The organism is Pseudomonas sp. LBUM1648 (genome assembly GCF_059716145.1).
This window is the reverse complement of record NZ_CP166808.1, coordinates 3,750,104-3,772,622: the sequence shown is the minus strand read 5'-3', so window position 1 is coordinate 3,772,622 and position 22,519 is coordinate 3,750,104. Positions and strand designations below refer to the sequence as shown.

23 protein-coding genes are annotated in these 22,519 nt (G+C 58.5%); 15 read left to right on the top strand and 8 right to left on the bottom strand.

Translation table 11 applies throughout. The features are described 5' to 3' along the window. The first annotated feature begins 65 nt into the window (after positions 1-65). Together ACA043_RS17120 and ppk2 are read left to right on the top strand one after the other, a co-directional pair. Positions 66-1,064: a bile acid:sodium symporter family protein gene (locus tag ACA043_RS17120; RefSeq protein ID WP_497657498.1), complete on the top strand. Its 999-nt coding sequence runs from the start codon at positions 66-68 to the stop codon at positions 1,062-1,064. A gap of 93 nt (positions 1,065-1,157) precedes the next feature. Beyond that, a complete protein-coding gene (ppk2, locus tag ACA043_RS17115) occupies positions 1,158-1,991 on the top strand; it encodes a polyphosphate kinase 2 (RefSeq protein WP_187678649.1) in 834 nt (277 codons plus the stop codon). A gap of 135 nt (positions 1,992-2,126) precedes the next feature. Here ppk2 and ACA043_RS17110 read toward each other — a convergent pair whose 3' ends face one another. Continuing rightward, positions 2,127-2,735 carry a LuxR C-terminal-related transcriptional regulator gene (locus ACA043_RS17110; protein ID WP_497657497.1) on the bottom strand — a complete coding sequence of 203 codons (609 nt, stop codon included), beginning with the start codon at positions 2,733-2,735 and terminating at the stop codon, positions 2,127-2,129. Positions 2,736-2,848: 113 nt separating this feature from the next. Between ACA043_RS17110 and ACA043_RS17105 the strand changes: the two genes are divergently transcribed. Beyond that, on the top strand, positions 2,849-4,474 hold the full coding sequence (locus ACA043_RS17105; RefSeq protein ID WP_497657496.1) for an ATP-binding response regulator: 1,626 nt from the start codon (positions 2,849-2,851) through the stop codon (positions 4,472-4,474). Between the two features lies 1 nt (position 4,475). Here the strand turns inward: ACA043_RS17105 and yecR are convergent, their stop codons facing one another. From yecR to ACA043_RS17070, 7 genes are all read right to left on the bottom strand, one after another. Further along, complete coding sequence (yecR, locus tag ACA043_RS17100; protein WP_187678647.1) at positions 4,476-4,784, bottom strand: YecR family lipoprotein; 309 nt, start codon at positions 4,782-4,784, stop codon at positions 4,476-4,478. A 33-nt stretch (positions 4,785-4,817) separates the two neighbouring features. Then, positions 4,818-5,132: a hypothetical protein gene (locus ACA043_RS17095; protein ID WP_497657495.1), complete on the bottom strand. Its 315-nt coding sequence runs from the start codon at positions 5,130-5,132 to the stop codon at positions 4,818-4,820. A gap of 194 nt (positions 5,133-5,326) precedes the next feature. After that, on the bottom strand, positions 5,327-5,974 hold the full coding sequence (locus tag ACA043_RS17090) for a hypothetical protein (protein ID WP_497657494.1): 648 nt from the start codon (positions 5,972-5,974) through the stop codon (positions 5,327-5,329). A gap of 567 nt (positions 5,975-6,541) precedes the next feature. Beyond that, positions 6,542-7,714 (bottom strand): cystathionine gamma-synthase, encoded by a 1,173-nt coding sequence (locus ACA043_RS17085; protein ID WP_401266994.1) that lies wholly within the window; start codon positions 7,712-7,714, stop codon positions 6,542-6,544. Beyond that, entirely contained in the window at positions 7,711-9,087 is a 1,377-nt protein-coding gene (locus tag ACA043_RS17080) for a pyridoxal-phosphate dependent enzyme (RefSeq protein WP_497657493.1), read from the bottom strand. The genes ACA043_RS17085 and ACA043_RS17080 overlap by 4 nt, the downstream gene beginning before the upstream one ends. Positions 9,088-9,302: 215 nt before the next feature. After that, a complete protein-coding gene (locus tag ACA043_RS17075; protein WP_187678642.1) occupies positions 9,303-10,238 on the bottom strand; it encodes a Ppx/GppA family phosphatase in 936 nt (311 codons plus the stop codon). Positions 10,239-10,491: 253 nt separating this feature from the next. Further along, complete coding sequence (locus tag ACA043_RS17070; protein ID WP_489881328.1) at positions 10,492-11,394, bottom strand: LysR substrate-binding domain-containing protein; 903 nt, start codon at positions 11,392-11,394, stop codon at positions 10,492-10,494. Between the two features lie 142 nt (positions 11,395-11,536). On the opposite strand from ACA043_RS17070, the gene ACA043_RS17065 reads away from it, so the two are divergent. The 12 genes from ACA043_RS17065 (at position 11,537) to map (ending at position 22,500) form a co-directional block, all read left to right on the top strand. Then, positions 11,537-12,667: an MFS transporter gene (locus ACA043_RS17065; protein ID WP_497657492.1), complete on the top strand. Its 1,131-nt coding sequence runs from the start codon at positions 11,537-11,539 to the stop codon at positions 12,665-12,667. A gap of 355 nt (positions 12,668-13,022) precedes the next feature. Next, positions 13,023-13,967, top strand: coding sequence for a phosphoenolpyruvate mutase (gene aepX / locus ACA043_RS17060; RefSeq protein WP_497657491.1), 945 nt, complete (start codon positions 13,023-13,025; stop codon positions 13,965-13,967). After that, complete coding sequence (locus ACA043_RS17055; RefSeq protein WP_497657490.1) at positions 13,967-15,166, top strand: pyridoxal phosphate-dependent aminotransferase; 1,200 nt, start codon at positions 13,967-13,969, stop codon at positions 15,164-15,166. The genes aepX and ACA043_RS17055 overlap by 1 nt, the downstream gene beginning before the upstream one ends. A 13-nt stretch (positions 15,167-15,179) precedes the next feature. Then, positions 15,180-15,965: a phosphocholine cytidylyltransferase family protein gene (locus tag ACA043_RS17050; protein WP_489881324.1), complete on the top strand. Its 786-nt coding sequence runs from the start codon at positions 15,180-15,182 to the stop codon at positions 15,963-15,965. A gap of 8 nt (positions 15,966-15,973) precedes the next feature. After that, positions 15,974-16,666, top strand: coding sequence for a YidC/Oxa1 family membrane protein insertase (locus tag ACA043_RS17045; protein WP_489881323.1), 693 nt, complete (start codon positions 15,974-15,976; stop codon positions 16,664-16,666). Beyond that, on the top strand, positions 16,659-18,503 hold the full coding sequence (locus tag ACA043_RS17040; RefSeq protein ID WP_497657489.1) for a sulfatase-like hydrolase/transferase: 1,845 nt from the start codon (positions 16,659-16,661) through the stop codon (positions 18,501-18,503). Before ACA043_RS17045 ends, ACA043_RS17040 begins: the two co-directional genes overlap by 8 nt. Continuing rightward, entirely contained in the window at positions 18,500-19,807 is a 1,308-nt protein-coding gene (locus tag ACA043_RS17035; RefSeq protein WP_489881321.1) for a CDP-glycerol glycerophosphotransferase family protein, read from the top strand. The genes ACA043_RS17040 and ACA043_RS17035 overlap by 4 nt, the downstream gene beginning before the upstream one ends. 11 nt (positions 19,808-19,818) lie before the next feature. Continuing rightward, on the top strand, positions 19,819-20,460 hold the full coding sequence (locus ACA043_RS17030) for a site-2 protease family protein (protein ID WP_497657488.1): 642 nt from the start codon (positions 19,819-19,821) through the stop codon (positions 20,458-20,460). Next, a complete protein-coding gene (locus tag ACA043_RS17025) occupies positions 20,453-21,061 on the top strand; it encodes a LysE family translocator (RefSeq protein ID WP_497657487.1) in 609 nt (202 codons plus the stop codon). The genes ACA043_RS17030 and ACA043_RS17025 overlap by 8 nt, the downstream gene beginning before the upstream one ends. A 30-nt stretch (positions 21,062-21,091) precedes the next feature. Then, positions 21,092-21,376: a helix-turn-helix domain-containing protein gene (locus ACA043_RS17020; RefSeq protein WP_497657486.1), complete on the top strand. Its 285-nt coding sequence runs from the start codon at positions 21,092-21,094 to the stop codon at positions 21,374-21,376. Positions 21,377-21,484: 108 nt separating this feature from the next. Continuing rightward, the gene (locus ACA043_RS17015) at positions 21,485-21,712 is read left to right on the top strand and encodes a ParD-like family protein (RefSeq protein WP_007918027.1); all 228 of its coding nucleotides are present in this window, start codon (positions 21,485-21,487) and stop codon (positions 21,710-21,712) included. After that, on the top strand, positions 21,709-22,500 hold the full coding sequence (gene map / locus ACA043_RS17010) for a type I methionyl aminopeptidase (protein ID WP_497657485.1): 792 nt from the start codon (positions 21,709-21,711) through the stop codon (positions 22,498-22,500). The genes ACA043_RS17015 and map overlap by 4 nt, the downstream gene beginning before the upstream one ends. Positions 22,501-22,519 lie beyond the last annotated feature (19 nt).

Genomic DNA, 22,519 nt, shown 5'->3' with positions numbered 1-22,519 from the left:
AGTCGGTAATTGGCTGTCACGTTAGAGTCGTCGTCACGCACTGGCAACCCCCGGATAAACACATCATGACGCGCCCAAGATTCCTCCCCGACAATTTCACCCTGACGCTGATAGGCGTCGTGCTGCTAGCCAGCTTCCTGCCCGCCAGCGGTCAGGTCGCGGTCGGCTTCGGCTGGCTGACCAACATTGCCATCGCGCTGCTGTTTTTCCTGCACGGCGCCAAACTGTCGCGGGAATCGATCATCGCCGGTGCCGGCCATTGGCGCCTGCACCTGTTGGTGTTCGGCCTGACTTTTGTCCTTTTCCCGCTATTGGGGCTGGCGCTGAAACCGCTGCTGTCGCCATTGATCGGCGACCAGTTGTACATGGGCATGCTTTACCTCTGTGCATTGCCGGCCACTGTGCAGTCAGCAATTGCCTTCACTTCGCTGGCGCGGGGCAATATTCCGGCTGCAATTTGCAGCGCGGCGGCGTCCAGCCTGTTCGGGATTTTCCTGACGCCGTTACTGGTGACACTGCTGCTCAATGTGCATGGCGACGGCGGTTCGACCCTCGATGCGATCCTGAAAATCAGCATGCAACTGCTGCTGCCATTCATTGCCGGTCAAATCGCCCGTCGCTGGATTGGCGCGTGGGTGGGGCGTAACAAGAATTGGCTGAAGTTTGTCGATCAGGGCTCGATTCTGCTGGTGGTCTACGGTGCGTTCAGCGAGGCGGTCAACGAGGGTATCTGGCGTCAGATTCCAGTCGTTGATCTGTTGGGCCTGGTGCTGGTCTGCTGCATCTTGCTGGCACTGGTGCTGGTGGCATCGACGCTGTTGGGCAAGGCGTTTGGCTTCAGCCAGGAAGACCGCATCACCATCCTGTTCTGCGGCTCGAAAAAGAGCCTGGCCACCGGCGTGCCGATGGCTCAGGTGTTGTTTGCCGGCAGTACCATCGGCGTGCTGATTTTGCCGCTGATGCTGTTCCACCAGATTCAACTGATGGTCTGTGCGGTGCTGGCGCAGCGTTATGCCAAACGGAAGGAATCGGTGCCGGAACTGATGGCGCAGGTAGACCCATAGGTCGTAGAGGGCGAGAAGAGCGGCGTCATTGGCCTAAAACCGCCTCTGCACCTACGCTGTTCAGCTACCGACGATTAAATGAGGTGTTGGGTTATGGCAAAGGTAAAAGACAAGGACAAGAAAAAAACCGCCAAACACCGCGCCATTGCACCGGCAAAGCTGAAAAACAAGGATTATCTCGAGCAGTTGCGCCGCCTGCATATCGAGGTGGTCAAGCTTCAGGAATGGGTCAAGGCCAAGGGCATCAAGATTTGCATCGTTTTTGAGGGTCGCGATGGTGCAGGCAAGGGCGGTACGATCAAGGCGCTGACCGAACGTGTCAGTCCGCGGGTCTTCCGTGTCGTAGCGCTGCCGGCACCGACTGATCGCGAAAAAAGTCAGATGTATATTCAACGGTACCTTCCACACTTGCCGGCCGCCGGCGAGGTGGTGATTTTTGATCGCAGTTGGTACAACCGTGCCGGCGTCGAACGTGTAATGGGATTTTGTAGTGAAGAGCAGGTGGACGGTTTCCTCAATGCTGTCCCGGCGGTGGAGCGTGCCATCGTCGATTCCGGCGTGATCCTGCTCAAGTACTGGCTGGAGGTAAGTGAGCAGGAGCAGACCCGACGCCTTCAAGCGCGTATCCAGGACGGGCGCAAGATCTGGAAACTGACGCCCATGGACCTCCAGTCCTACAGCCGCTGGTACGACTATTCACGGGCTCGTGATGCCATGTTTGCGGCAACGGATTCCGAACACGCCCCGTGGAGAGTGGCTGATTCGAACGACAAGCGCCGGGCACGCTTGAACATCATCACCGATCTGCTCAGCCGCATCCCGTACAAGGAAGTCGAGCGTGAGCCCGTGATTCTGCCCAAACGCCAAAAACCCGGTGACTATCAGGAGCTGGATCACCCCTTCAAACGTGTGCCGGAAAAATTCTGAAGGAGCGCTGGCGCATCTGCTCCAGCGGTAGTCCGGTGCAGCCGTTGCGCGCGCTTGAAACTACGGTTATGGCCGAGACTTCCTGTCAGGTCGTGATTGCGAACTCCATGCCAAACGCCAGTAATCGATAAAAGGTCATTCACCCACCCCGGAATAACGCACCGCCGCAGCCGCCCGCGATGGCACGTTCAGCGTGCGCAGCAACGAAGAGACATGAATCCGCACCGTGAACGGTGAAATATCCAGTTCACGGGCGATTTCCTTGTTGGTCTTGCCTTGGGCGATCAATCGCAACACGTCCTGCTGACGGGGCGTGAGGGCAGTGCCGGTCTCCAGCGGCAACAGGCCTGACGGGGCGAATTTCACCAACACTTCGCCTTCACGAATCGCCAGGATCGCCTGGCCAATCTCGCCCGGGGCAATGTTCTTGCCGATGAAACCGTCGATGCCGGCGGCCATGACTTCACTGATCAACGTTTCATCATCGACCATCGACACCACGATCAGGGTGGTACGCGGCAGGCGTCGGCGCAGTTCAGCGAACTGGCTGACGCAGGTGAGTCCGGGAAAGCGCAGATCCAGAATCAGCGTGTCCGGCTCGCCACCGCAGGGCAGCAGCGCCATTACGCTGGCCAGGTCGCCAGCCTCTTCGATACTCGCGTCGGGCAGCAGGCGCTGGACAGTGCGCAGCATGGCCTCGCGAAACATCGGGTGATCGTCGGCTATGATAATTCGGCATGTCATGGCGTGACCCTCCCTGGGTCAGGCTTGTTCTTGGCAAACACCTTAGCATTGGGCGCTTGGATTGCCTGTAGGCTCATTCCGAATATGACGATTGCGGCACAAGGACGTTAACGATGAAGTTCGAGAAAAACACCGAACTCGACCAGGCCAACCTGCGCATTATCATCGCTGGCATTGCCGTGGTTTATATCGGTGTACTGGGTTTTTTGCCGGGCCAACGCTTCGATACTTACCTGCCTGTGGTCACGTATATCTGTCTGTTTTTGCTGGCTTCGATTGTGCTGCGTCAGACGATTGTGCGCTGGCCGGGGCATTACCCGGCACGACGGATTTTCGCCATGGTTCACGATTACACCGGCACCTGTTTCGGGCTGGTGGTTGGCGGCGAAGCGGCGTTGCCGCTTTATGCGGTGATCATCTGGGTCAACCTCGGCAACGGCATGCGATACGGCTCGCGCTATCTGGCGATTGCCACAGTGTTGGCGTTGCTGGCGCTGCTCTGCGTTTATCGCCTGACGCCGGTGTGGCAGGCGCAACCGTTCATGGTGTTGATGCTGATGATCACCAGCACGGTGATCCCGTTCTACGCGCACCTGCTGCTGGAACGCACGCGCAAGGCCTCCGAGGAAGCGGTCGCGGCCAATCTGGAGAAGTCGCGGTTTCTCGCCCAGGCCAGCCATGATTTGCGTCAGCCGATTCACTCCATCGGCCTGTTTACCGCGTGCCTGCGTGAGTCGAGGCTGGGGGATGAGGAGCGGCGGCTGGTCGACAACATCGACCGTTCGCTGCTGAACGTGTCGCAGTTGTTCCGCTCGATTCTCGACCTGTACACCCTCGATAACGGGCGGATTCTGCCAAAACTGCAAACCCTGAATCTGGGCGAGTGGCTTGCCGATCTGATCCGCGAGAATGCCGAAGCCGCGCGTTGGGCTGGCGTGGAACTGCGCTTGCGACCCTGTCGTTACTGGGTTCGAACCGATCCGTCGCTGCTCGCGACCATGGTGCAGAACGTGCTTTCCAACTGTTTCAAATATGGTGCGCAGCGGCCGGTGCTGATCGGTGTGCGCACGCGCGGAGCAGGGCTGGCTATCGTGATTTACGATCAGGGCAGCGGCATTGCCGAAGAGCATTTGCCAAAGGTATTCGAGGAGTTCTACCGGGTTCGCCAAGTGCGTGACAAAGATGTCGAAGGTGTGGGGCTGGGCCTGTCGATCGTCAAGCGCCTGGGGCAGTTGATTGATCTAGATGTCGCGTTGCGCTCGCGAATCGGTCGGGGTACGGCTGTCATCATGTCGGGGCTGCCCACGACTGCGCCGTCGCAGCTATCGGTCAATCGCGATGAAGCGCGCCAGGTCGGCCTGTTGACCGGGCTGAAGGTGTGTCTGGTGGAGGACGATCGCAACGTATTTATGGCGACATCGGCGTTGCTGGAGCGCTGGGGCTGCGTGGTGCAGGCCGAGTTGACGGGGCAGGACTTGACCACCGATTGCGACATCATTGTTGCCGATTATGATCTTGGCGCCCATGCCACCGGTATCGAGTGTATTGACGAGGTGCGCCGCCAACGCGGCTGGGTGGTGCCGGCAGTGATCATCAGCGGGCATGACATTGAAAAAATACAGGCGGCCTTGCACGACCGCCAAATTGCCATCCTGTCCAAACCGGTACGCCCGGTCGAGTTGCGCGCGACCTTGCGTGCCCTGCGCGACCGGCAAACCGAGCCGGTCGAGCAGGTTTGAGTCAACGCTTGCAGAGGTAATCCTGAGTGATGGTGGTTTGCAGGCAGTTGTACTGACCCATGGTGCGGCAGATGTTTTTCTCCGAACCGGTGACCTCGGCGTTTTTGTAGCCCCAGGTCTTGCAGCGCTGTGCTGCGACGGTCAGGCCTTGTTCGGCGCTGGTCTGGCCGCTTTCGAACTGGCCCAGCTCGTAGGAGACCTGGACGACACCATCGTTCTTGCTGCCGCCAGTGGCTTCCCATTGTTTTGGTGTGGCGCAGCCGGTCAAAAAAAGGGAGGCGAGGGTGAGAGTTGCGATCAGGGTTTTCATGACGGAACGTAGTCCTTTACCGAGGAAGAGGCATTATTGAAATGGAAGCGGCGAGGCACCTTTCGGCAGGCATGACAGCGGTGGCTTCATGATGCCCATGCTCGCCACGGCGATGATTGCGCCGCTGGGCAACTGGCAGTTGTATTCACCGGCCGGGGTGTGGGCGGTGTAGTAGGTGAGGGTGCTGTCGTTACGGATGTTGTCGATTTTCGAGACCGGTTTACCGATGACGGTCTGGGCGCGCTCTTTCATGCTGGCTTCGGTGGGTTTCATGTTCTGGCAACCGGTGGTGCCCAGGAGCAGGGCACCGACGGCGACGATTTTGCTGAGGTGTGCATGCAGTTTCATGGTGTTTCTTCCTTGGTGTTGTTCTGATTTCCGAGCACAACGATCCTGAGCACCGCCAAGCGGCAGTGTTTAGGAACATTGGGGGTTGCGGGGGAATATAGCGCCGGGCGGCAGAGCGGTCGATTAGCACAAATGTGCTAGTGCGGCGCCGAACGGACGGCTCATCGGAGCCGACCGTTGGGTCGAGGGAGAATTTATTGAGGGCTGTTGAACTGGTCGGAATAACTGCCCGTCATCAATGCTGAGGCGACTCGATCCGAGCCGACACCCACGCGGGAATAGGCGAGGCGATTGGCGCCGACTCGATCAGCGCCATCAGACGCAACCGCACCCGCACCGACACGGTCAGCGCCATCCGCCGCAACAGCCCCGGCGCCGACACGGTCAGCGCCGTCCGCCGCAACAGCCCCGGCGCCGACACGGTCAGCGCCATCCGCCGCAACAGCCCCGGCGCCGACACGGTCAGCGCCGTCCGCCGCAACAGCCCCGGCACCGACACGGTCAGCGCCATCCGCCGCGACAGCCCCGGCACCGACCCGATCAGCGCCGTCCGCCGCAACAGCCCCGGCGCCGACCCGATCAGCGCCGTCCGCCGCAACAGCCCCGGCACCGACACGGTCAGCGCCGTCCGCCGCAACAGCCCCGGCACCGATACGGTCAGCGCCGTCCGCCGCAACAGCCCCGGCGCCGACACGGTCAGCGCCGTCCGCCGCAACAGCTCCGGCGCCGACACGATCCGACCCATCCGCAGCCACTGCTTGCGGCTGTGCTGCCCAGATCCCGGGCGCCGCAATCGTAGTCGCTACCGCTAATACAACGCCTGACAAAAGCTTGTGTTTCATGATCTTCTCCACGACCCATCAGCCACACCGCAATTGAGCAATGCCCGCCGTTAGATTTTTGGCGTTCGACTCACTGACTCGGGTCAAGCTGTTTGGCAATTGGCACGGGTGCACCGACTGGCGCACGGGTGTCGATGATTTCGATCGCACTTGGAAACGCAACTGGAGAAGTATAGATCGGCATTCGCTGCCCTTCCTGCGGGATGACAAGGATATGGGCGATAGTCGTTTCACTTCCTTGCAGGCAGGGGCAAGAAGGAAATCAGTCTAAAAACGCCGACCCGGTTTTCCGTGCGTTTGCTAGGCTCAAAGATGTAGGTGAAGACGCAGACTGATGCGCAATCGGATAGCAAGGGGGCGCGGGGCGCGTTCCGAAGGGTACACGGTTAGAAAGATCTCCGCGCTGAGATCCAGCCCTTACGCCGTGTGAAGCAGCCGAGGCACTACTTTTTCAAATTAGCCCGGTACTGTGAGAAGCCTGATAAACCTTGTAAGCCAGAGACCAGCGCTGGCCGCCTACTCGAACACCAAAGCCCGCATCGTGCGGGCTTTGTCGTTCTTGCAGGACTAGATCTGCTTGAGTGCGTGGGCCAGATCGGCGCGCAGGTCTTCGATGTCTTCGACACCCACGGACAAACGCACCAGCCCATCGCCGATCCCCAGTTTTGCGCGGGTTTCAGGGGGGATCGTGGCGTGGGTCATGATCGCCGGGTGCTCGATCAGACTCTCGACGCCGCCCAGGCTTTCGGCCAGAGCGAAGATCTTCACGTTCTCAAGAAAGCGTCGCGCGCCGGCCAGATCAGTGTTCAAGTCCACGGAAATCATCCCGCCGAAACCGCGCATCTGCCGCTTGGCCAACTCATGCTGAGGGTGTGATGCCAGACCCGGGTAGTAGACATGTTTGACCTGCGGCTGCTGCTCGAGCCACTGCGCCAGATCCAGTGCATTGCTGCAATGGCGCTCCATGCGCAGCGCCAGGGTTTTTACACCGCGCAACGTCAGAAATGCATCGAACGGCCCAGAAATCGCGCCGACCGCGTTTTGCAAAAAGCCCAGGCGCTCCGCCAGCTCGGCATTCTGCCCGACCACGGCAATACCGCCGATGACATCGGAGTGGCCGTTCAGATACTTGGTGGTCGAGTGCAGCACGATGTCGAAACCCAACTCCAGCGGCCGCTGGATATACGGGCTGGCAAAGGTGTTGTCGGCGACAGTGATGATGCCGCGCGCCCGGCAGATGCGTGCAATGGCGGCAAGATCCGACAGGCTCAACAAGGGGTTGGTCGGCGTCTCGACCATGACCATGCGCGTGTCGTCCTGCAGCGATGCTTCGAACGCTGACAGGTCAGTCAGATCGACGTAGCTGAAACGATGCCCGGCGCTGCGTTGGCGCACTTTGTCGAACAACCGGAAGGTGCCGCCGTACAGGTCATTGCCGGAAATGATGTGTGAACCGGCATCGAGCAGTTCCAGCACCGTGGAAATCGTCGCCAGCCCGGAAGCGAAGGCAAACGCCCGGGTGCCACCTTCCAGATCCGCCACGCAGCGCTCAAGGGCAAAACGCGTCGGGTTATGCGAGCGTCCGTAATCGAACCCCTTGTGCACACCGGGGCTGTCTTGCAGGTAGGTGGAGTTGGCGTAGATCGGCGGCATCAGCGCGCCAGTGGTCGGGTCAGGCTCTTGCCCGGCATGGATCACCCGGGTCGCGAAGCCTTGGGTGTTTTTGTCGTGCTGACTCATGCGAGGGATCTCCGTAATTGGTTGAGCATGTCGGTGCGGGTGATCAGGCCATGGAAGCCTGAAGCGTCGGCGATGATGGCGACGAGGCCGCGGCTGAGCACCGATTCCAGTTCAGCGAGAGGCGCGCCGGGGGCGAGGGTTTGCAGTTTGTCGGTCATCACGCTGGAGACCGATTGACTGAAGCGGGCGGCATCTTCGTGAACGGCCAGCAGAATGTCTGATTCGTCGATCACACCGACCAGTTCCTTGCCTTCAACCAGCACTGGCAATTGCGAAACGTCCGCCAGGCGCATGCGCTGGAACGCGGTCAGCAACGTGTCGTCTGGACCGACGCTGATGACGCGGCCGTCCTCGAAACGCCGGGCGATCAGATCGCGCAGGTCGCCATAGCCCTTGCGCTGTAACAGGCCTTGGTCGGTCATCCACTGGTCGTTGTAAACCTTCGACAAGTAGCGGGTGCCGGTGTCGCAGACAAAACTCACCACGCGTTTCGGCTCGGTCTGTTCGCGGCAATAACGCAATGCTGCGGCGAGCAGGGTGCCGGTGGATGAGCCGCCCAGAATGCCCTCGGCTTTGAGCAATTGGCGAGCGTGATCGAAGCTTTCTTCGTCACTGATCGAGTAAGCGTGGCGAACGCTGGAGAGATCGGTGATCGACGGAATGAAGTCTTCGCCAATGCCTTCGACCGCCCACGAACCGGGGGTCGGCAGCGAGCCGTCACGGCTGTATTGCGCCATCACCGAGCCAACCGGATCGGCCAGGACCATCTCCAGATCCGGCTGCACGCGCTTGAAGAACCGCGTCAGTCCGGTCAGGGTGCCTGCCGAGCCAACGCCGACCACGATCGCATCCAGGTCATGTTCGGTCTGCGCCCAGATCTCCGGCGCGGTGCTGCATTCATGGGCCAGTGGGTTGGCCGGGTTGTTGAACTGATCGGCAAAGAACGCGCCGGGAATGTCTTTCGCCAGTCGTGCGGCGACGTCCTGGTAGTACTCGGGATGGCCCTTGCCGACATCCGAGCGGGTGATGTGCACTTCAGCGCCCATGGCTTTCAAGTGCAGGACTTTCTCGGTGGACATTTTGTCCGGGACAACCAGCACCACGCGATAGCCTTTGGCACGGCCAACGAGCGCCAGACCCAGGCCGGTATTGCCGGCAGTGGCCTCGACGATGGTGCCGCCCGGTTTAAGGCGACCATCACGTTCAGCGGCGTCGATCATCGCCAGACCGATACGATCCTTGATCGAACCGCCAGGGTTTTGTGATTCGAGTTTGAGGAACAGTGTGCAGGGGCCGGTATCGAAGCGGGTGACTTGTACCAGCGGGGTATTTCCTATCAGCCCCAGGACAGCAGGGCGGGATTCCATTGACATTCTTCACCTCTTGTTGGTGATGGATCGCGTTCCGTTCGCGGGAAAAGCTCGCAAGCAACATAGGCTGTGAAGGGGGCTGCCGCAACCACCCGACGGGCGGAAAAGGCCAGCGATTTTGATCTAACTATAGAACTGAATTGGCGAGGGGATCTGGACGGGGATCGGCGGTGTTGCCGAACAAAAGCCGTGCGGCGGGCGGTGCATGTGGGACAGGATCAGTGTTTGCTCATCAAACCGTGCAAAACACCGAGGCGCAGACCTGGCTCGGACGGCACCATCTGCGCAATGCCGAACACCTTGAACGCCGCCAGCATCAGCACCAGCCCGCCGGGCAGGATGCTTTGGCGGTGGGGTTGCAGACCGGCGAGTTTGAGTTGCTGGACATTGGTCACTTTCAGCAGAAGCAGCGACAGACGCAAGAGTCCGGCGTAGGTAATGCCGTCCTGGCCGAAGTCGTTCAGGCGATTGGCCTTGAGCACCTTCGCCAGCATGCGCGCGGTGCCGGAAGAGCCAATGGTCTGTTGCCAGCCCTGAGCACGATAGCGCCGAGCGACTTTTTCAAATTGCAGGATGGCGAAGCGTTCGGCTTCTTGCAGGGCACCGGGGGAAACAGCGCCGTTGCGAAAAAACCGCGTACTCAAGGTGCCGCTGCCAATGGCAATGCTTTCGGTCAGCAACGGTTGCGAACCTTGGCCGAGAATCAGTTCGGTGGAACCGCCGCCGATATCGACCACCAGGCGCATGTCCTCGACCCCGGGCAAGGTGTGAGCCACACCGGCATACACCAGTCGCGCTTCTTCATCCCCGGAAATGACATCGATGCGAAAACCCAGATGCCGCTCTGCGCTGGCCAGAAACAACTGCGCATTGTCCGCCTCACGCACCGCGCTGGTGGCCACCGCTCGCACTCGTCCCGGCTCGAAACCGCGTAATTTCTTGCCGAAGCGGGCCAGCGCCTGCCAGCCGCGATCCAGAGCCGAAGTGTCCAGCGCACCGCCCTCAAAACCCTCGGCGAGCCGCACCGGTTCCCGCAAGGTTTTGACTTCCTGAATCATCAAGCCCTTCCGGCTGCGCACCGACTGGCCGATCATCAGGCGAAAGGCATTCGAACCCAGGTCGATGGCGGCAAACAGCGAGGCATCTTCTTTCATGGGAATCCTTGCAAAGCATCCGTCTAGGCTGGAGACGGTTTGCGAGGATTCTGCCGTGGGGTTGATGACATCCTGATGACGGCGCGGGGGCGACTGGCTGAATTCAGACCTGTCATGACACTGTCATTATCCGCCGACTAAGCTTGGGTCAACACATCGCGTGTTCTTAAAGTTTCTGCTGCCGTTTTTGGCAGCTTTTTTTTGCCTGCGATTTGGCGTTACCGGGTGACCGAGGCAAGGGGCGGGCGCAGGTTCATGACGAAACGCCCGCCGTGTCTTCATGAGCGAGGGAAAGCATCCAGTCAATAAAAATCCGGGTTTCGGCCGCAGATTCCCGGGCGACACCGTAGTAATAACGGGTCAGTGGCAAGCGCAGGGAAGGCAGCGGGCAGATCAACCGTCCAGTCGCCAGGTCCTTGCCGAGCAGGGACGCCGGGCACAGCGCTAGGCCGAGGCCATCGACGGCGGCTTGCAACACCAGGTGCATGTGATCGAATTGCAGGATGGGTTGCTGGCGCAACATCGCGATATCGGCGTGCTCGGCCCAGTTCTTCCAGTCCATCGCGCGCGTCTTGCCAGCCAGAAGGGTGTGGCGAGCAACGTCCTGCGCACTGTTCAACGGCACCGTTTGCAGGAGTGACGGCGCCGCCACCAGCATCATGTCATCTTCCAGCAATATTTGCGGTTGAACATTGGATGACCATCCGGCATCTCCCCGACGGATGACGACGTCGAATTTTTCCCGCGATTGATCAGGCGGCAGGGTGCTGGTGACCACTTCGGGCTGGATGTCCGGATACAGCGCCATGAAATTGGGTAAGCGCGGGATCAGCCATCGCACCGCAAAGGACGGACGTACGTTGATGATGACTTTGCGCAATGAAGCGCCACGGGTCAGCGCGGTGGCGGCGTTAGCGATCTGCGTCAGGGCTACGCTGATGTGCTCATAAAACGTCTGGCCGGCGGGCGTGAGCAAGGATTGGCGGGTTCGGCGCTCGAACAGCAATACCCCCAAATGCTCCTCCAGCAGCTTGATATGACGGCTGACGGCGCTGTGGCTGACATGCAGTTCTTCGGCTGCACGGCTGAAACTCTGGTAACGAGCGGCAGCGGCGAAGGCACGAACGGCGTTCAAGGGGGGGAGGTCTGAAATCATGTGTCTAATTTAGTCACATCTGCGGTGCAATTAAAGTGTTTGTCAGCGTTACGGCTTCACGCCAATCTGAAGGCCGCTCTTTGTCTTGCCGGCCGTTGATGAAATGTCAGTCCCAAATACCCCTGCAACTGATCGAGCGTCGATGCGTGCCGCCTCCATATTGGGGCTGTGCCTGCCCGCCGACACCTTGCTGTATCTGCTGTTGCCGATGCAGCCTGAGGCCTTTGGCGTCAACCTGGCGCAGGCGGGCGTGTTGCTGGCAGCCAACCGTCTGGTCAGAATTTTCGGTTACCGCTATGTCATGGCGTTTTATGCGAGTCGCGGTGATCGCCCGGCGTCGATGCTGGCCGCCGGCGTAGCGGCGATATGTGCATTGGGTTATGCGACGCTTTCCGGGTTCTGGGCATTGTTGCTGTTGCGCCTGGGCTGGGGGTTGTCCTACGCCGCACTGAACTTGTCCACGCAAGTCATGGCAACCGCCGAACCCACAGGCGCCGCGCGCCGCACCGGGCGTTCGCGGGCGCTGATTGCCGCCGGCCCGATGCTGGCCCTGCCGTTGGGCGCGCTGCTCTGCCTGGCCTATGGGCCACGGGTGATTTTTTACCTGATGGTCGTGACGTCATTGATCGGGTTGTGGCTGGCGCGCGGGTTGCCGTCGGCGGCGCATGCCATGTCGGGCCCGACACGTCGATTCCAGCGTCCCGACAGCGTGGCGGTGTGGTCGTTTATCGAGGGGTTGACCCTGGACGGGCTTTTTATCATCGGCCTTTCGTTACTGGCGCAACAGGTGATGGCGGGCGGCGACGCGGTGATGGTGGCGGGCGTACTTCTGGCTTTGCGTTACGTCTCGGAGATGCTGTTCAGTCCATTGGGCGGGGTCGCTGCGCAGCGGTGGGGGGCGACGCGGATGTTGATTGTCTTTTCGCTGCTGACCTCGATTGCCCTCGTCGGATTTGGCAGTCACTGGTTGGTGGTAGGCGCAGCCCTGGTGCTGTTGCTGCGCGCGCTGCAGTTGCCGCTGGTGGTGACGGTCGTTGCGCAACGCCATCCCGGAGCTGGACGGGTACGGGCATTGGCTGCGAATGCCGTCTGGCGGGACATCGGCGCGGGTGTGGGTCCTCTGCTGGCAGGCCTGGTGCTGCCATGGCTGCCGCCGGTGTGGGTGTATTCGTTGGCAGCACTGTGCCTGGCGCTCAGCGCACTGGCTTGCGCCCAACGTAACAAGGGAGAGATAGCTATTACGCAGCAGTCAGGGCGTGACTTGCAAGTTTAGCTATTCAACGCGGTGCGACTACTCAAGTTAAGCCATGTTGTGTTGTGAAAAAAACCGACACCGCCGCGTAGGTCGCGGGATGCAGCAGCGGCCTCTAGCGAGGTTCCAGGAAATAATAAGTAAACGAACCTTCTTGGCGGAGAAAGAACATGATTAACGCTGCTGGGGAAGTTTTAATAAAACTGTAATAAAATATTGCGCTCGTCCGGGGATTGTGGTTTTTTGTGGTGGTGTCTAGTGCACTTTCAATGAGATTGGCCAGTGATGAAGGGAATCATATGAATAAGTATCCTAGTTATTAGCCAGGCTTGAATTAAGTAACAACGTACGCTTCAAGTGTCGAACTTTCTTTTCGATGCTGCTGCCAACTATTGCCTGGGGAAAAGTAATGAGCCGTGAATCCGTGTCGAAGTTTGTTTCTGCTGATCATAGAAGGGCAACACTAAGAAACTTGTTGGCTGACAAGCGCTGCTTGCGCTTTCTCGAAGCCCACAATCCGATCTCCGCGATACTGGCGGAAAATGCATCGCAAACGGTTGCCGGCCAGACGCGCGAATATGACGGTTTCTGGTCCAGCTCGCTGACGGACTCCACCGCTCGCGGCAAGCCGGATATCGAAGTGCTTGCGATCAAGGACCGTTTGAGCAACGTCAACGATATTTTCGAAGTGACCCGCAAGCCGTTGATCATGGATGGTGATACCGGTGGCAAGCCTGAACACTTTGCCTACGACGTGCGCTCGCTTGAGCGACTGGGCGTCTCGGCGGTGATCATCGAAGACAAGACCGGGCTGAAGAAGAACTCGCTGTTCGGCAACGATGTATTCCAGCAGCAGGAAAGTATCGAGGACTTCTGCAACAAGATCAAAATCGGCAAGCAAGCACAAATATCCGAAGACTTCATGATTATTGCGCGCATCGAAAGTTTGATTCTCGATGCCGGTATCGAAGATGCGCTGACTCGCGCCGATGCGTATGTTGCAGCGGGCGCCGATGGGGTGATGATTCACAGTCGCAAAGAATCACCCGATGAAATATTCGAATTCGCCAAGCGTTTTAGACAGCAGCATCCAACGGTGCCACTGGTGTGCGTACCCACCAGTTATTCGAGTATTTCGTTCGAGGCGCTGGAAGCCGAAGGTTTTAACGTGGTTATTTATGCGAACCATATGTTGCGTTCGGCTTACATGGCAATGAGAACGGTGGCTGACAGTATTTTGTTTTCGGGGCGTACGCTTGAAGTTGAGCCGAACTGTCTGTCGATCAAAGAAATCCTTGAACTCATTCCGGGTACTAAATAATGAAGAAATTGTCTTTGGCCGATCGCAACGCTCAGGTTGTTTCACCCAGTACCTCACGCATGCGCAGCATCGCCAATGAGCTGAAAGAAAAGGGTGAGTCGATTATCAACTTCGCCGCTGGCGAACTTGATTTCGACACCCTCGACAGCCTGAAGCAAGCTGCGATAACGGCGATTCAGGGCAAGTGCAACGCCTACACCCCGGCGCTGGGCGAGAAGAAAATCCGCGAACAACTGGCCGCGCATATTTCGGCACAATTGGGTGTCGATTACGCCTGGAATGAAGTGGGGATGACGGCGGGTGCCAAGCAGGCGCTGTACAACACCGCCATGGTGCTGATCAATCCGGGTGATGAAGTCATCATTCCGATCCCTTACTGGGTCACGTTTCCGACCCAGATCGAGTTGGCGGGTGGCAAGCCGGTCCTGGTCGACACCAAACCGGATGCTTACAAGTTGACGGCCGAGCTGATCGGCGCAGCGATTACCCCGCGCACCAAGGCCATCCTGATCAATACGCCGAACAACCCGACCGGCGCCGTGTATGACGAGGACCAGCTACGCAGGATCGGTGAACTGGCGATCCGTCACGACCTGTGGATTATCTATGACGAGTGCTATTCCCGACTGATCCGCAATGGCGGGGAGCATCACAACATTGTATCGCTCATTCCGGCGTTGAAAGAGCGCACGGTGATTATCAACTCGTTCTCCAAGAGCATGGCATTGACCGGGTGGCGATTGGGTTACGCGAGTGGTCCGGCGGACGTGATCAAGGCAATGGAAAACCTGCAGGGGCACACCACTTCCAATCCGAACGTGGTTGCCCAGGTGGCGGTATCCAAGGCGCTTGACCAGTCTGCGGACTTCATCAGCACCGCCAATGCGATCCTTGATCGTCGTCTGCAGATTATTCAAAACGCGCTGCCACTTATCGAACATCTCGGAGCGGTCAAGGCAGAAGGTGCGTTTTACGTATTCGCCAACATCCAGTGGTTTATCGGCCGGCAATACAACGGCAAGACGGTTGAGAACACCGATGCGCTGGTCGAACTGATCCTGGCTGAAGCCAAGGTGGCCGTGGTGTCCGGTGCGGGCTTTGGCGACGCCAGCGGCATTCGGATTTCCTATGCGGTGAGCGATGCCGATGTGGAAACGGGTATGCAGCGGCTGGCCGAGTTTTTCGGCAAATTTAATTAAGGAGAGCGTCGAGATGAAAAAGGAAAACCCTGTTTCAGTGATTGTTCTGGCAGCGGGCCTGGGTTCTCGGCTGGAAGATCAGACCCTGTCCAAAAACAAATGCCTGATCGAAGTCGCCGGTAAAACCATCATTACCCGGTTGCTGACGCAACTGCAGTCGCACAACGTGGCGAACGTGATCATGGGCGTCGGATACCTGGCCGATGTGCTGGAAAGCTATATCCGCAGCAACCATCCCGAGATCTCGACGGTATTCGTGCAAAACCCGATTTATGCGCGCACTGGTTCGGTCTACTCCCTGAAGCTGTGCCTGAATGCCGTGCCACAAGCTCATGACGTGGTGGTGTTCGAGGGTGATGTGGTGGTCGAGGATTCGCTGGTTACGCGGTCGCTGGCGTCATTGCAGACGTTGGGCGAACAAGAGTTCTCGACAGTACTGGCGCCTTACTCGCCCGAGCTGACGGGCACCTTTGCCCTGATCGACAGCCAGAAAGTCACCGCGTGGCGGCATGAGTCGGTACGCGATGCCGACTTCCCACTGCTGACGTCGTTCAAGACGGTGAACATCACTGCGATGACTGCGCAGGCGGTGGGCACACTGTCCGAACATATCCAGGCCACCATCGAGCGTCACGGCGTCAAGGCGCCCCTGGAGTACGCGATGGACAGTCTGATCCAGAACGACTTTGTGATTCAGCCCGTCGTGGTCACCCACGAGAAGTGGTTCGAAGTCGATACCGCCGAGGACCTGGAAATCGCCAATGACATTTTCAGCACCCCGGCGCTGGCTCCGGCCTGAGGTGAACCATGTTTGCTGTTCTCTATGAGGTCTTGATCCTGCCCATCGCCCATTGTTTTCAATGGGTGCTGGACACCAGCTACACACACACCCAGAGCTTCGGCGCGTCCATCGTCATCCTCAGTCTGGTGTTTAACTTCGCGTTACTGCCGATCTATCACTTTGCAGAAAAAGTGCAGAACAAGGAGCGTGAAGCCCGGGCGAAAATGGAGCCGAAAGTTAAGGAATTCAAGCGCTGCTTCAGCGGTTACGAGCGGCACATGATGATCTCGGCGCTGTACCGCCAACATCATTACCACCCGGTCTTTGCGTTACGCGGATTTGTGCCATTGCTGATCCAGGTGCCGGTGTTCATTGCCGCTTACGGGTTGCTGAGCGACTACCCGCCGATCTGGGAGCAGAGCTACCTGGGCATCGCCAATCTCGGTGCGCCGGATGGTTTGGTGAACGGCATCAATGTGCTGCCGATCATCATGACGGTAATCAACCTGATCTCCGCTTATGTGTATAGCCGTGATCTTTCGGCTCAGGAACGAATGCAGACGTGGCTGGTGGCGATGTTGTTTTTTGTGCTGCTGTATACCTCGCCGGCGGGGCTGGTGCTGTACTGGATCTGCAACAACCTGTTTTCCCTGATGAAAAATATTGTCTATCGGGTCGCCCGGTCCGGCTCGACACTTCCAAGGATGACCAATGCTTAATTCGACGAGCCCTGCCTATGCCGCAAGGGCGAGCGCCGTGGCGCAATCCGGGGAAAAACCGCTGAAGCTTTTCCTTCTGGCGTACTCGGCGCTTTATCTGCTGGTGTTTCTGTCCAGTCCTCTGGCACTGATCAGTTTCGAAGATGACGTCACCGGCCTCAATGGCTATTTGACGATCTATGCCGCGACCCATGCGGTCGTATTTCTGGCCTGGCTGGCGCTGATCTTTGTCATCGGCGTGGTCGCCCATCGCAGGTTCCTGGCCTGCCTGACGGTACTGGGGGTGTGGGCGTTGATCGTGGGTATCGTCTACAGCTTCTTCCTGCCCCTGGATGCGGGGATGATCGACAACTTCAAGTTCTCTGATCCCAAGGCCCTGGTGTTTTCCCGGGAGCACGTGATCGTCGACTTTGCGGTGTGTGCCGGTGCATTGCTGGCGGCGCTGATCGTGTTGAAAGTGTTCGCTGAGCAGGTGGGCAAGTTTCTCACGCTTTTTGTCTTGATCTGCGCAGCCTACGCAGTGTTCTCGGGGTACACGCTGGCCTCGAAAATCGCGGCGATTCCCCCGCCGGGCAACGACGGCAAAGAAAAGATTTCTTTCTCGAAAACCGAGAAAAACATTGTGCTGTTGATGATTGACGGCTCCATGGCCGGCTACATCCCCAAGCTGCTGAAAAGTGATGCCGGTATGGCTGAACGCCTGAGTGGCTTCACCTGGTATTCCAACGTGGTGTCCACCGGCAACCGGACGTTCAACGCGCTACCGGCGGTGTTTGGCGGCTTCGATTACACCGCCGCCAACATCAATGATCGGCCGGGCAGTCTGGAAGAAAAGGTCAACCAGGCCTACATGCTATACCCGGAAAACTTCGCGGCCAAAGGCTACGGCGTTAAATACGTTGACCCGTTCTGGTATGGCTTCGCCCGCCGTGGTGACTGCAAGAAATTCATCGAAGGTCGCATCGGCGATTGCATTCATGTGATTGACACCCTCGGTCGCCTTGAAACCAACAAGCACATGTACAGCAAACACACCGAGTACTTGTGGGGGGTGTTCAAACAGTACCTGGCCATTTCGATTTACAAGGCCGTGCCCAATACCCTCAAGGAGCAGGTGTACGACGGCGGAAACTGGCAGGGTGCCTCACTGTCCTGGTGGAAGCGTGAAGACAAGTTTCTCGAGAACTACTTCTCGCTGTTGGCACTTCCGGGCATTTCCGATACCCAGGCGCCAGGGCCGACCTTCACGTTCATGGCCAACAACATCACCCGCGCGGTGCTCAAGCTCGATGAGAGCTGCGTGCCGAATAAAAGCCTGAAAACCACGCCCCAGGAACTTGAGACCTTCAAGAGCGAAGACACCGCCGAAATCTACGATACGTTTTATTGCGCGATGAAGGGCGTGACCCAATACCTGGACTGGTTCAAGCAGCAGGGGATCTACGACAACACAATGTTTGTGCTGGTCTCGGACCACGGCTGGCCTTCGCGCAATCCACTTCTGGACGGCTTCCACGACGCGGAAAAACAGGAAGTGTATTCGCAGTTTCAGAACTTGCTGTTAATCAAACCGTTCGGGGCGCGGGGGGCGCCGAAAGAGAGCCGTGAGTTCATTGCCAATGCCAGCGTTCCGGGCATTGTCTGTCAGGAGATCGGCGGTTGTGTGGACCGTCACACCGGCAACCGCATCACTTACAAGCCACTGACCGAGCCGGTGAAACTGTATGAAACCCCGTGGCAACCCCAAGGCCAGAACGCCGATTCCTACAAGATTCTCAGCATTTATGAAGTGAAGGAAGACGTATCGATTCCGGCCAACTGGAGCAAGTTGCAATGACGATCCTGCTGGAGCACGCCGTGACGATTCCGTATGTCGGTCTGTATCTTGATCCGGGTACTGGCAGTCTGCTTTTCTCGTTGATTGCCGGGGTGGTCACCACGGTTTTTTACTCCGCCAAAGGCCTCTACTACAAGTTCAGTGGCTCGGCCAAGGGCACAGTCGGCAGCGCCGAGCGCAGCGTGCTCGATAACTGGTCGGTGGTGATTTATTCCGAGGGGACGCGCTATTACGGCACCTTCAAGCCGCTGTTGGCGCAACTGGCCAACGCCCGCATAAAAACGCTGTACCTGACTTCCAACAGCAACGATCCGGGCCTGACGGGGCATGCTGGTGTGAATGCCTGCTTCATCGGCGACGGTCACAAGGCCTGGGCTCTGCTCGGCAGGCTCAAGGCCGATGTGTGCATCTCGACCACGCCCGGTCTGGATGTCATGCAGTTCAAGCGTTCCAAACAGGTGAAACACTACATGCACTTGGTGCACGCGCCGACTGACAAGGCGTTCAATCGACCGTATTCCTTTGATTACTTCGATTCCGTGGTGATCAACGGTCCGCATCAGCAACGCACCTTGCGTTTCCTCGAGAACCTGCGGGGTTCGGCACCCAAGCAACTGATCATGGGCGGGTGCCTCTATTACGATGATTTGGTCGAGCAGTTGCGCAACCTGACACCGGAGCAGGCCCGCACGACCAAAACCGTTCTGCTCGCACCCACCTGGGGGCGCAACAGTTTGTTGAAACTGCACGGCAGCCAACTGCTGCAAAGCCTGGCGCAGCAAGACATCAACCTGATCATTCGTCCTCACCCGCAAAGCCTGGTCTCGGAGCCGGCATTGATCGAAGGGTTGCAGGCACAGTTCCCGAACAGCCCGCGCCTGCAGTGGGACTTTTCGCCGATTCCTTTCGACGCGATGGCCAGCAGCGACGTGATGATCTCGGACATCTCGGGGGTGATTTTCGACTACGCGTTCCTGTTCGAGAAGCCGGTCATCACAGTAGGTATAGAACCTGTGCGCGAAGGCACCGAAGCCAGTGACCTGCCTTACGATCCCTGGGAGCTGACCGTGTTGAACGACATCGGTTTGCGCCTGACCGAGCAGGATGTCGAGCGGCTGGCGGACTACTTGCCGAGCCTCACTCAGGACGAGCGATACAAACACAACATTCGCGCCCTTCGCGCCGAGTACGTGTTGAATTTCGGCTGCGCGGTGCAGCCGATCATGGAGGCGATCAAGCCACTCATCGTGGCACGCGAAACCGTTGCGCCCGGGCTGGCTGCGCTTGAGCAGCAGGCAGAGTAGGGGCGCACGGCATGGCTGACGGGCTGGTGGAATTATGGGTGGTATTCCCGGCGCTGGTGGCGGCGGTGACCGTGCATGAAGCGGGTCACGCGCTGGTTGCTGCGCTGTTTGGCGACCCAGCGGCACGAGAGGGCGGCAGGGTGTCCCTCAACCCGCTCAGGCACTGTTCGCTGGTGGGGACGGCGGTGGTACCGATTTCGCTACTTGTCCTGACGTCCCTAATGGCGCTGCCCTTGACGCTGGTGGGGTGGGGCAAGGCCGTGCCGATCAGTGAGGATTTGACGGTACGCAAAGTCGGCCTGCTGTGCACTGCACTGGCGGGGCCGTTGGCCAATCTGGTGTTGGCCACGCTGTGCCTCGGTTTGCTCGGTCACGTACAGGACTCTGCCGGGATGAGCACGTTTCTGCAGACCTGTGTGTCGTTCAATCTTTTCCTGTGCGTGGTCAACTTGCTGCCCGTCATGCCGCTGGACGGCGCGACCTGTATTCGGGCCCTGAGCAGCGATCGGCTGTGGAATGAATTTCAGCAAATTCAGCCTTGCCTCTATGTCATCGGTGCCGGTTTGTTACTGACGGGTTTATTGAACCAATACATGATATGGGCCACTCACGGCCTCCTGAATGTCCTGCTTGGTGGAGTGATTTATGGCTAGTTATGGACTGTTTCTGATTCTGGCAACCCTGACTGTTCTCAGCCCCGGTCCCGGGGTGGTGCTGACGCTTTCCAATGCGCTGCGGCATGGCTGGACCGGTTCGCTGCCCGGCATCCTCGGCATTGCGACAGGTGCCTTTTTGGTGGCGGGTATTTCCGCCAGCAGCGTCGGATTGATCCTGGCGACCTCGGCCGTTGCATTCACGATCCTCAAATACATCGGTGCCCTGTATTTGTTGTACCTGGGGATAAAGATGTGGCGTACTCAGAGCTTCATCCCCGAACTCAAACTCACGTCGCCACGTCCGTGGCGTCGTTATGTCGAGGCGCTGTCGATTCAGTTGCTGAACCCCAAGGCCGGTTTCTTCTTCCTGGCCGTATTCCCTCAGTTCATCAAGCCGGAAGGTAATTACTACAGCCAGTTTTTCTTGCTGGTGTCCTCCTACAGCCTGCTCGTCGTGCTTGTGCACAGTGGCTACGCGCTGATGGCCAACGGCGCGCGGGGCTGGCTGTCGACGAACAAGGGCGCCAGAATTGTCGGCAAACTGTCGGGTATCACCTTTTTCTGCTTTGGCGTGCTTATGGCTTCGACCAGTAAGTAAAACGACTGAATTATTTGATCCGGAGGCAACATGGCCAAGAAGGCGATCCACTTTTTACTGGTGGACGAAGATCGCGAACGACTCAAGAAAATCGCTCGCTCCGGACTTCTGCCGTATAGAAGCGTCACCCGCGCGACGATCCTGCTGTTATTGGACAGCGGACTGTCCCCCAAGGAAGTCAGCTTCCGATTGAATATCTCGGCCCCGGTGGTATTCAAATGGCGCAGCCGTTATCTGGCTTTTGGCATCGATGGGCTTGAGGATCTTCCCCGCAATGGGTTGCAGAAGGTTTTGCCGATGGTGGCGAGCGGCTGACGAGCGCCGGTATTGACGTAACCCAAGGGTGGTGTGGCGAGCGGTTTGCCTTTTTCTGCAATATACGATTAATATATAAAACATATATGAATCGTATGGGAAGCCACAATGGGCATCGTCAAGATTTCAGAGGACATGCACGAAAATCTGCGCATCTCCAGCAATGCACTCAGCCGCTCGATCAACGCGCAGGCCGAGCACTGGATGCGCATCGGCATGCTCGCCGAGCTGCACCCCAACCTCGACCACAGTGCCATTTGCCGCTTGCTGATCCGCGCCGAGCAGAACGGTGGGCTGGATTTGCAACAACTGACTCAGGAAGCCGTCAGCGCATGAGAAACCAGATCAAGATCAACACCCCGGCCGAGATCGCGCAATCGCGCGCCGCTGGCCAACTCGCCGCCGAGGTACTGGCGATGCTGGTGCCCCACGTCAAGGCTGGCGTGACCACCGATGAGCTGGATCGGCTGTGCAACGACTACATCGTCAATGTGCAAAAAGCCATCCCGGCCAACGTCGGCTACCACGGCTTCCCGAAAACCGTCTGTGCCTCGGTCAACGACGTGGTGTGCCACGGCATTCCGTCAGGCACACCGTTGAAGGACGGTGACATCGTCAACCTCGACATCGCCGTGATCAAGGATGGCTGGTTTGGCGACACCAGCCGCATGTATGTGGTCGGTGAGGCTACGCCTGAGGCACAGCATCTGATCAAGACCACCTACGACGCCATGTGCGCCGGTATCCGCGCCGTGCGCCCGGGTGCGACGCTGGGGGATATCGGCCATGCGATTCAGAGCCTGGCGGAGAAGGAAGGCTTCAGCGTGGTGCGCGAGTATTGCGGGCACGGCATCGGCAAGATCTACCACGATGAACCGCAGATCCTGCATTACGGTTTCCCGAATCAGGGGATGAAGCTCAAGGCCGGGATGATCTTCACCATCGAGCCAATGCTCAATGCCGGCAAGCGTCATGTGAAGAACATGCCGGACGGCTGGACCGTGCTGACCAGGGACGGGTCGCTGTCGGCGCAGTGGGAGCATATGGTGGCGGTGACGGAGACCGGGTTTGAAGTGTTGACGGCGTGGCCGGATCAGATAGAGGGTTTTGCGGCTATTAAGTGATACCGCGTCGTCTGTTGCA

Bases quoted from the DNA above. Each gene is read 5' to 3' on its own strand.
- ACA043_RS17120 (WP_497657498.1), top strand. From the start codon at position 66: ATGACGCGCCCAAGATTCCTCCCCGACAATTTCACCCTGACGCTGATA.
- ACA043_RS17025 (WP_497657487.1), top strand. From the start codon at position 20,453: ATGGCTAGTTATGGACTGTTTCTGATTCTGGCAACCCTGACTGTTCTC.
- aepX (WP_497657491.1), top strand. From the start codon at position 13,023: ATGCTGCTGCCAACTATTGCCTGGGGAAAAGTAATGAGCCGTGAATCC.
- yecR (WP_187678647.1), bottom strand. From the start codon at position 4,784: ATGAAAACCCTGATCGCAACTCTCACCCTCGCCTCCCTTTTTTTGACC.
- map (WP_497657485.1), top strand. From the start codon at position 21,709: ATGAGAAACCAGATCAAGATCAACACCCCGGCCGAGATCGCGCAATCG.
- ACA043_RS17080 (WP_497657493.1), bottom strand. From the start codon at position 9,087: ATGTCAATGGAATCCCGCCCTGCTGTCCTGGGGCTGATAGGAAATACC.
- ACA043_RS17065 (WP_497657492.1), top strand. From the start codon at position 11,537: ATGCGTGCCGCCTCCATATTGGGGCTGTGCCTGCCCGCCGACACCTTG.
- ACA043_RS17015 (WP_007918027.1), top strand. From the start codon at position 21,485: ATGGGCATCGTCAAGATTTCAGAGGACATGCACGAAAATCTGCGCATC.
- ACA043_RS17040 (WP_497657489.1), top strand. From the start codon at position 16,659: ATGCTTAATTCGACGAGCCCTGCCTATGCCGCAAGGGCGAGCGCCGTG.
- ACA043_RS17055 (WP_497657490.1), top strand. From the start codon at position 13,967: ATGAAGAAATTGTCTTTGGCCGATCGCAACGCTCAGGTTGTTTCACCC.
- ACA043_RS17050 (WP_489881324.1), top strand. From the start codon at position 15,180: ATGAAAAAGGAAAACCCTGTTTCAGTGATTGTTCTGGCAGCGGGCCTG.
- ACA043_RS17070 (WP_489881328.1), bottom strand. From the start codon at position 11,394: ATGATTTCAGACCTCCCCCCCTTGAACGCCGTTCGTGCCTTCGCCGCT.
- ACA043_RS17105 (WP_497657496.1), top strand. From the start codon at position 2,849: ATGAAGTTCGAGAAAAACACCGAACTCGACCAGGCCAACCTGCGCATT.
- ACA043_RS17020 (WP_497657486.1), top strand. From the start codon at position 21,092: ATGGCCAAGAAGGCGATCCACTTTTTACTGGTGGACGAAGATCGCGAA.
- ACA043_RS17035 (WP_489881321.1), top strand. From the start codon at position 18,500: ATGACGATCCTGCTGGAGCACGCCGTGACGATTCCGTATGTCGGTCTG.
- ACA043_RS17090 (WP_497657494.1), bottom strand. From the start codon at position 5,974: ATGAAACACAAGCTTTTGTCAGGCGTTGTATTAGCGGTAGCGACTACG.
- ACA043_RS17045 (WP_489881323.1), top strand. From the start codon at position 15,974: ATGTTTGCTGTTCTCTATGAGGTCTTGATCCTGCCCATCGCCCATTGT.
- ACA043_RS17030 (WP_497657488.1), top strand. From the start codon at position 19,819: ATGGCTGACGGGCTGGTGGAATTATGGGTGGTATTCCCGGCGCTGGTG.
- ACA043_RS17085 (WP_401266994.1), bottom strand. From the start codon at position 7,714: ATGAGTCAGCACGACAAAAACACCCAAGGCTTCGCGACCCGGGTGATC.
- ppk2 (WP_187678649.1), top strand. From the start codon at position 1,158: ATGGCAAAGGTAAAAGACAAGGACAAGAAAAAAACCGCCAAACACCGC.
- ACA043_RS17095 (WP_497657495.1), bottom strand. From the start codon at position 5,132: ATGAAACTGCATGCACACCTCAGCAAAATCGTCGCCGTCGGTGCCCTG.
- ACA043_RS17075 (WP_187678642.1), bottom strand. From the start codon at position 10,238: ATGAAAGAAGATGCCTCGCTGTTTGCCGCCATCGACCTGGGTTCGAAT.
- ACA043_RS17110 (WP_497657497.1), bottom strand. From the start codon at position 2,735: ATGACATGCCGAATTATCATAGCCGACGATCACCCGATGTTTCGCGAG.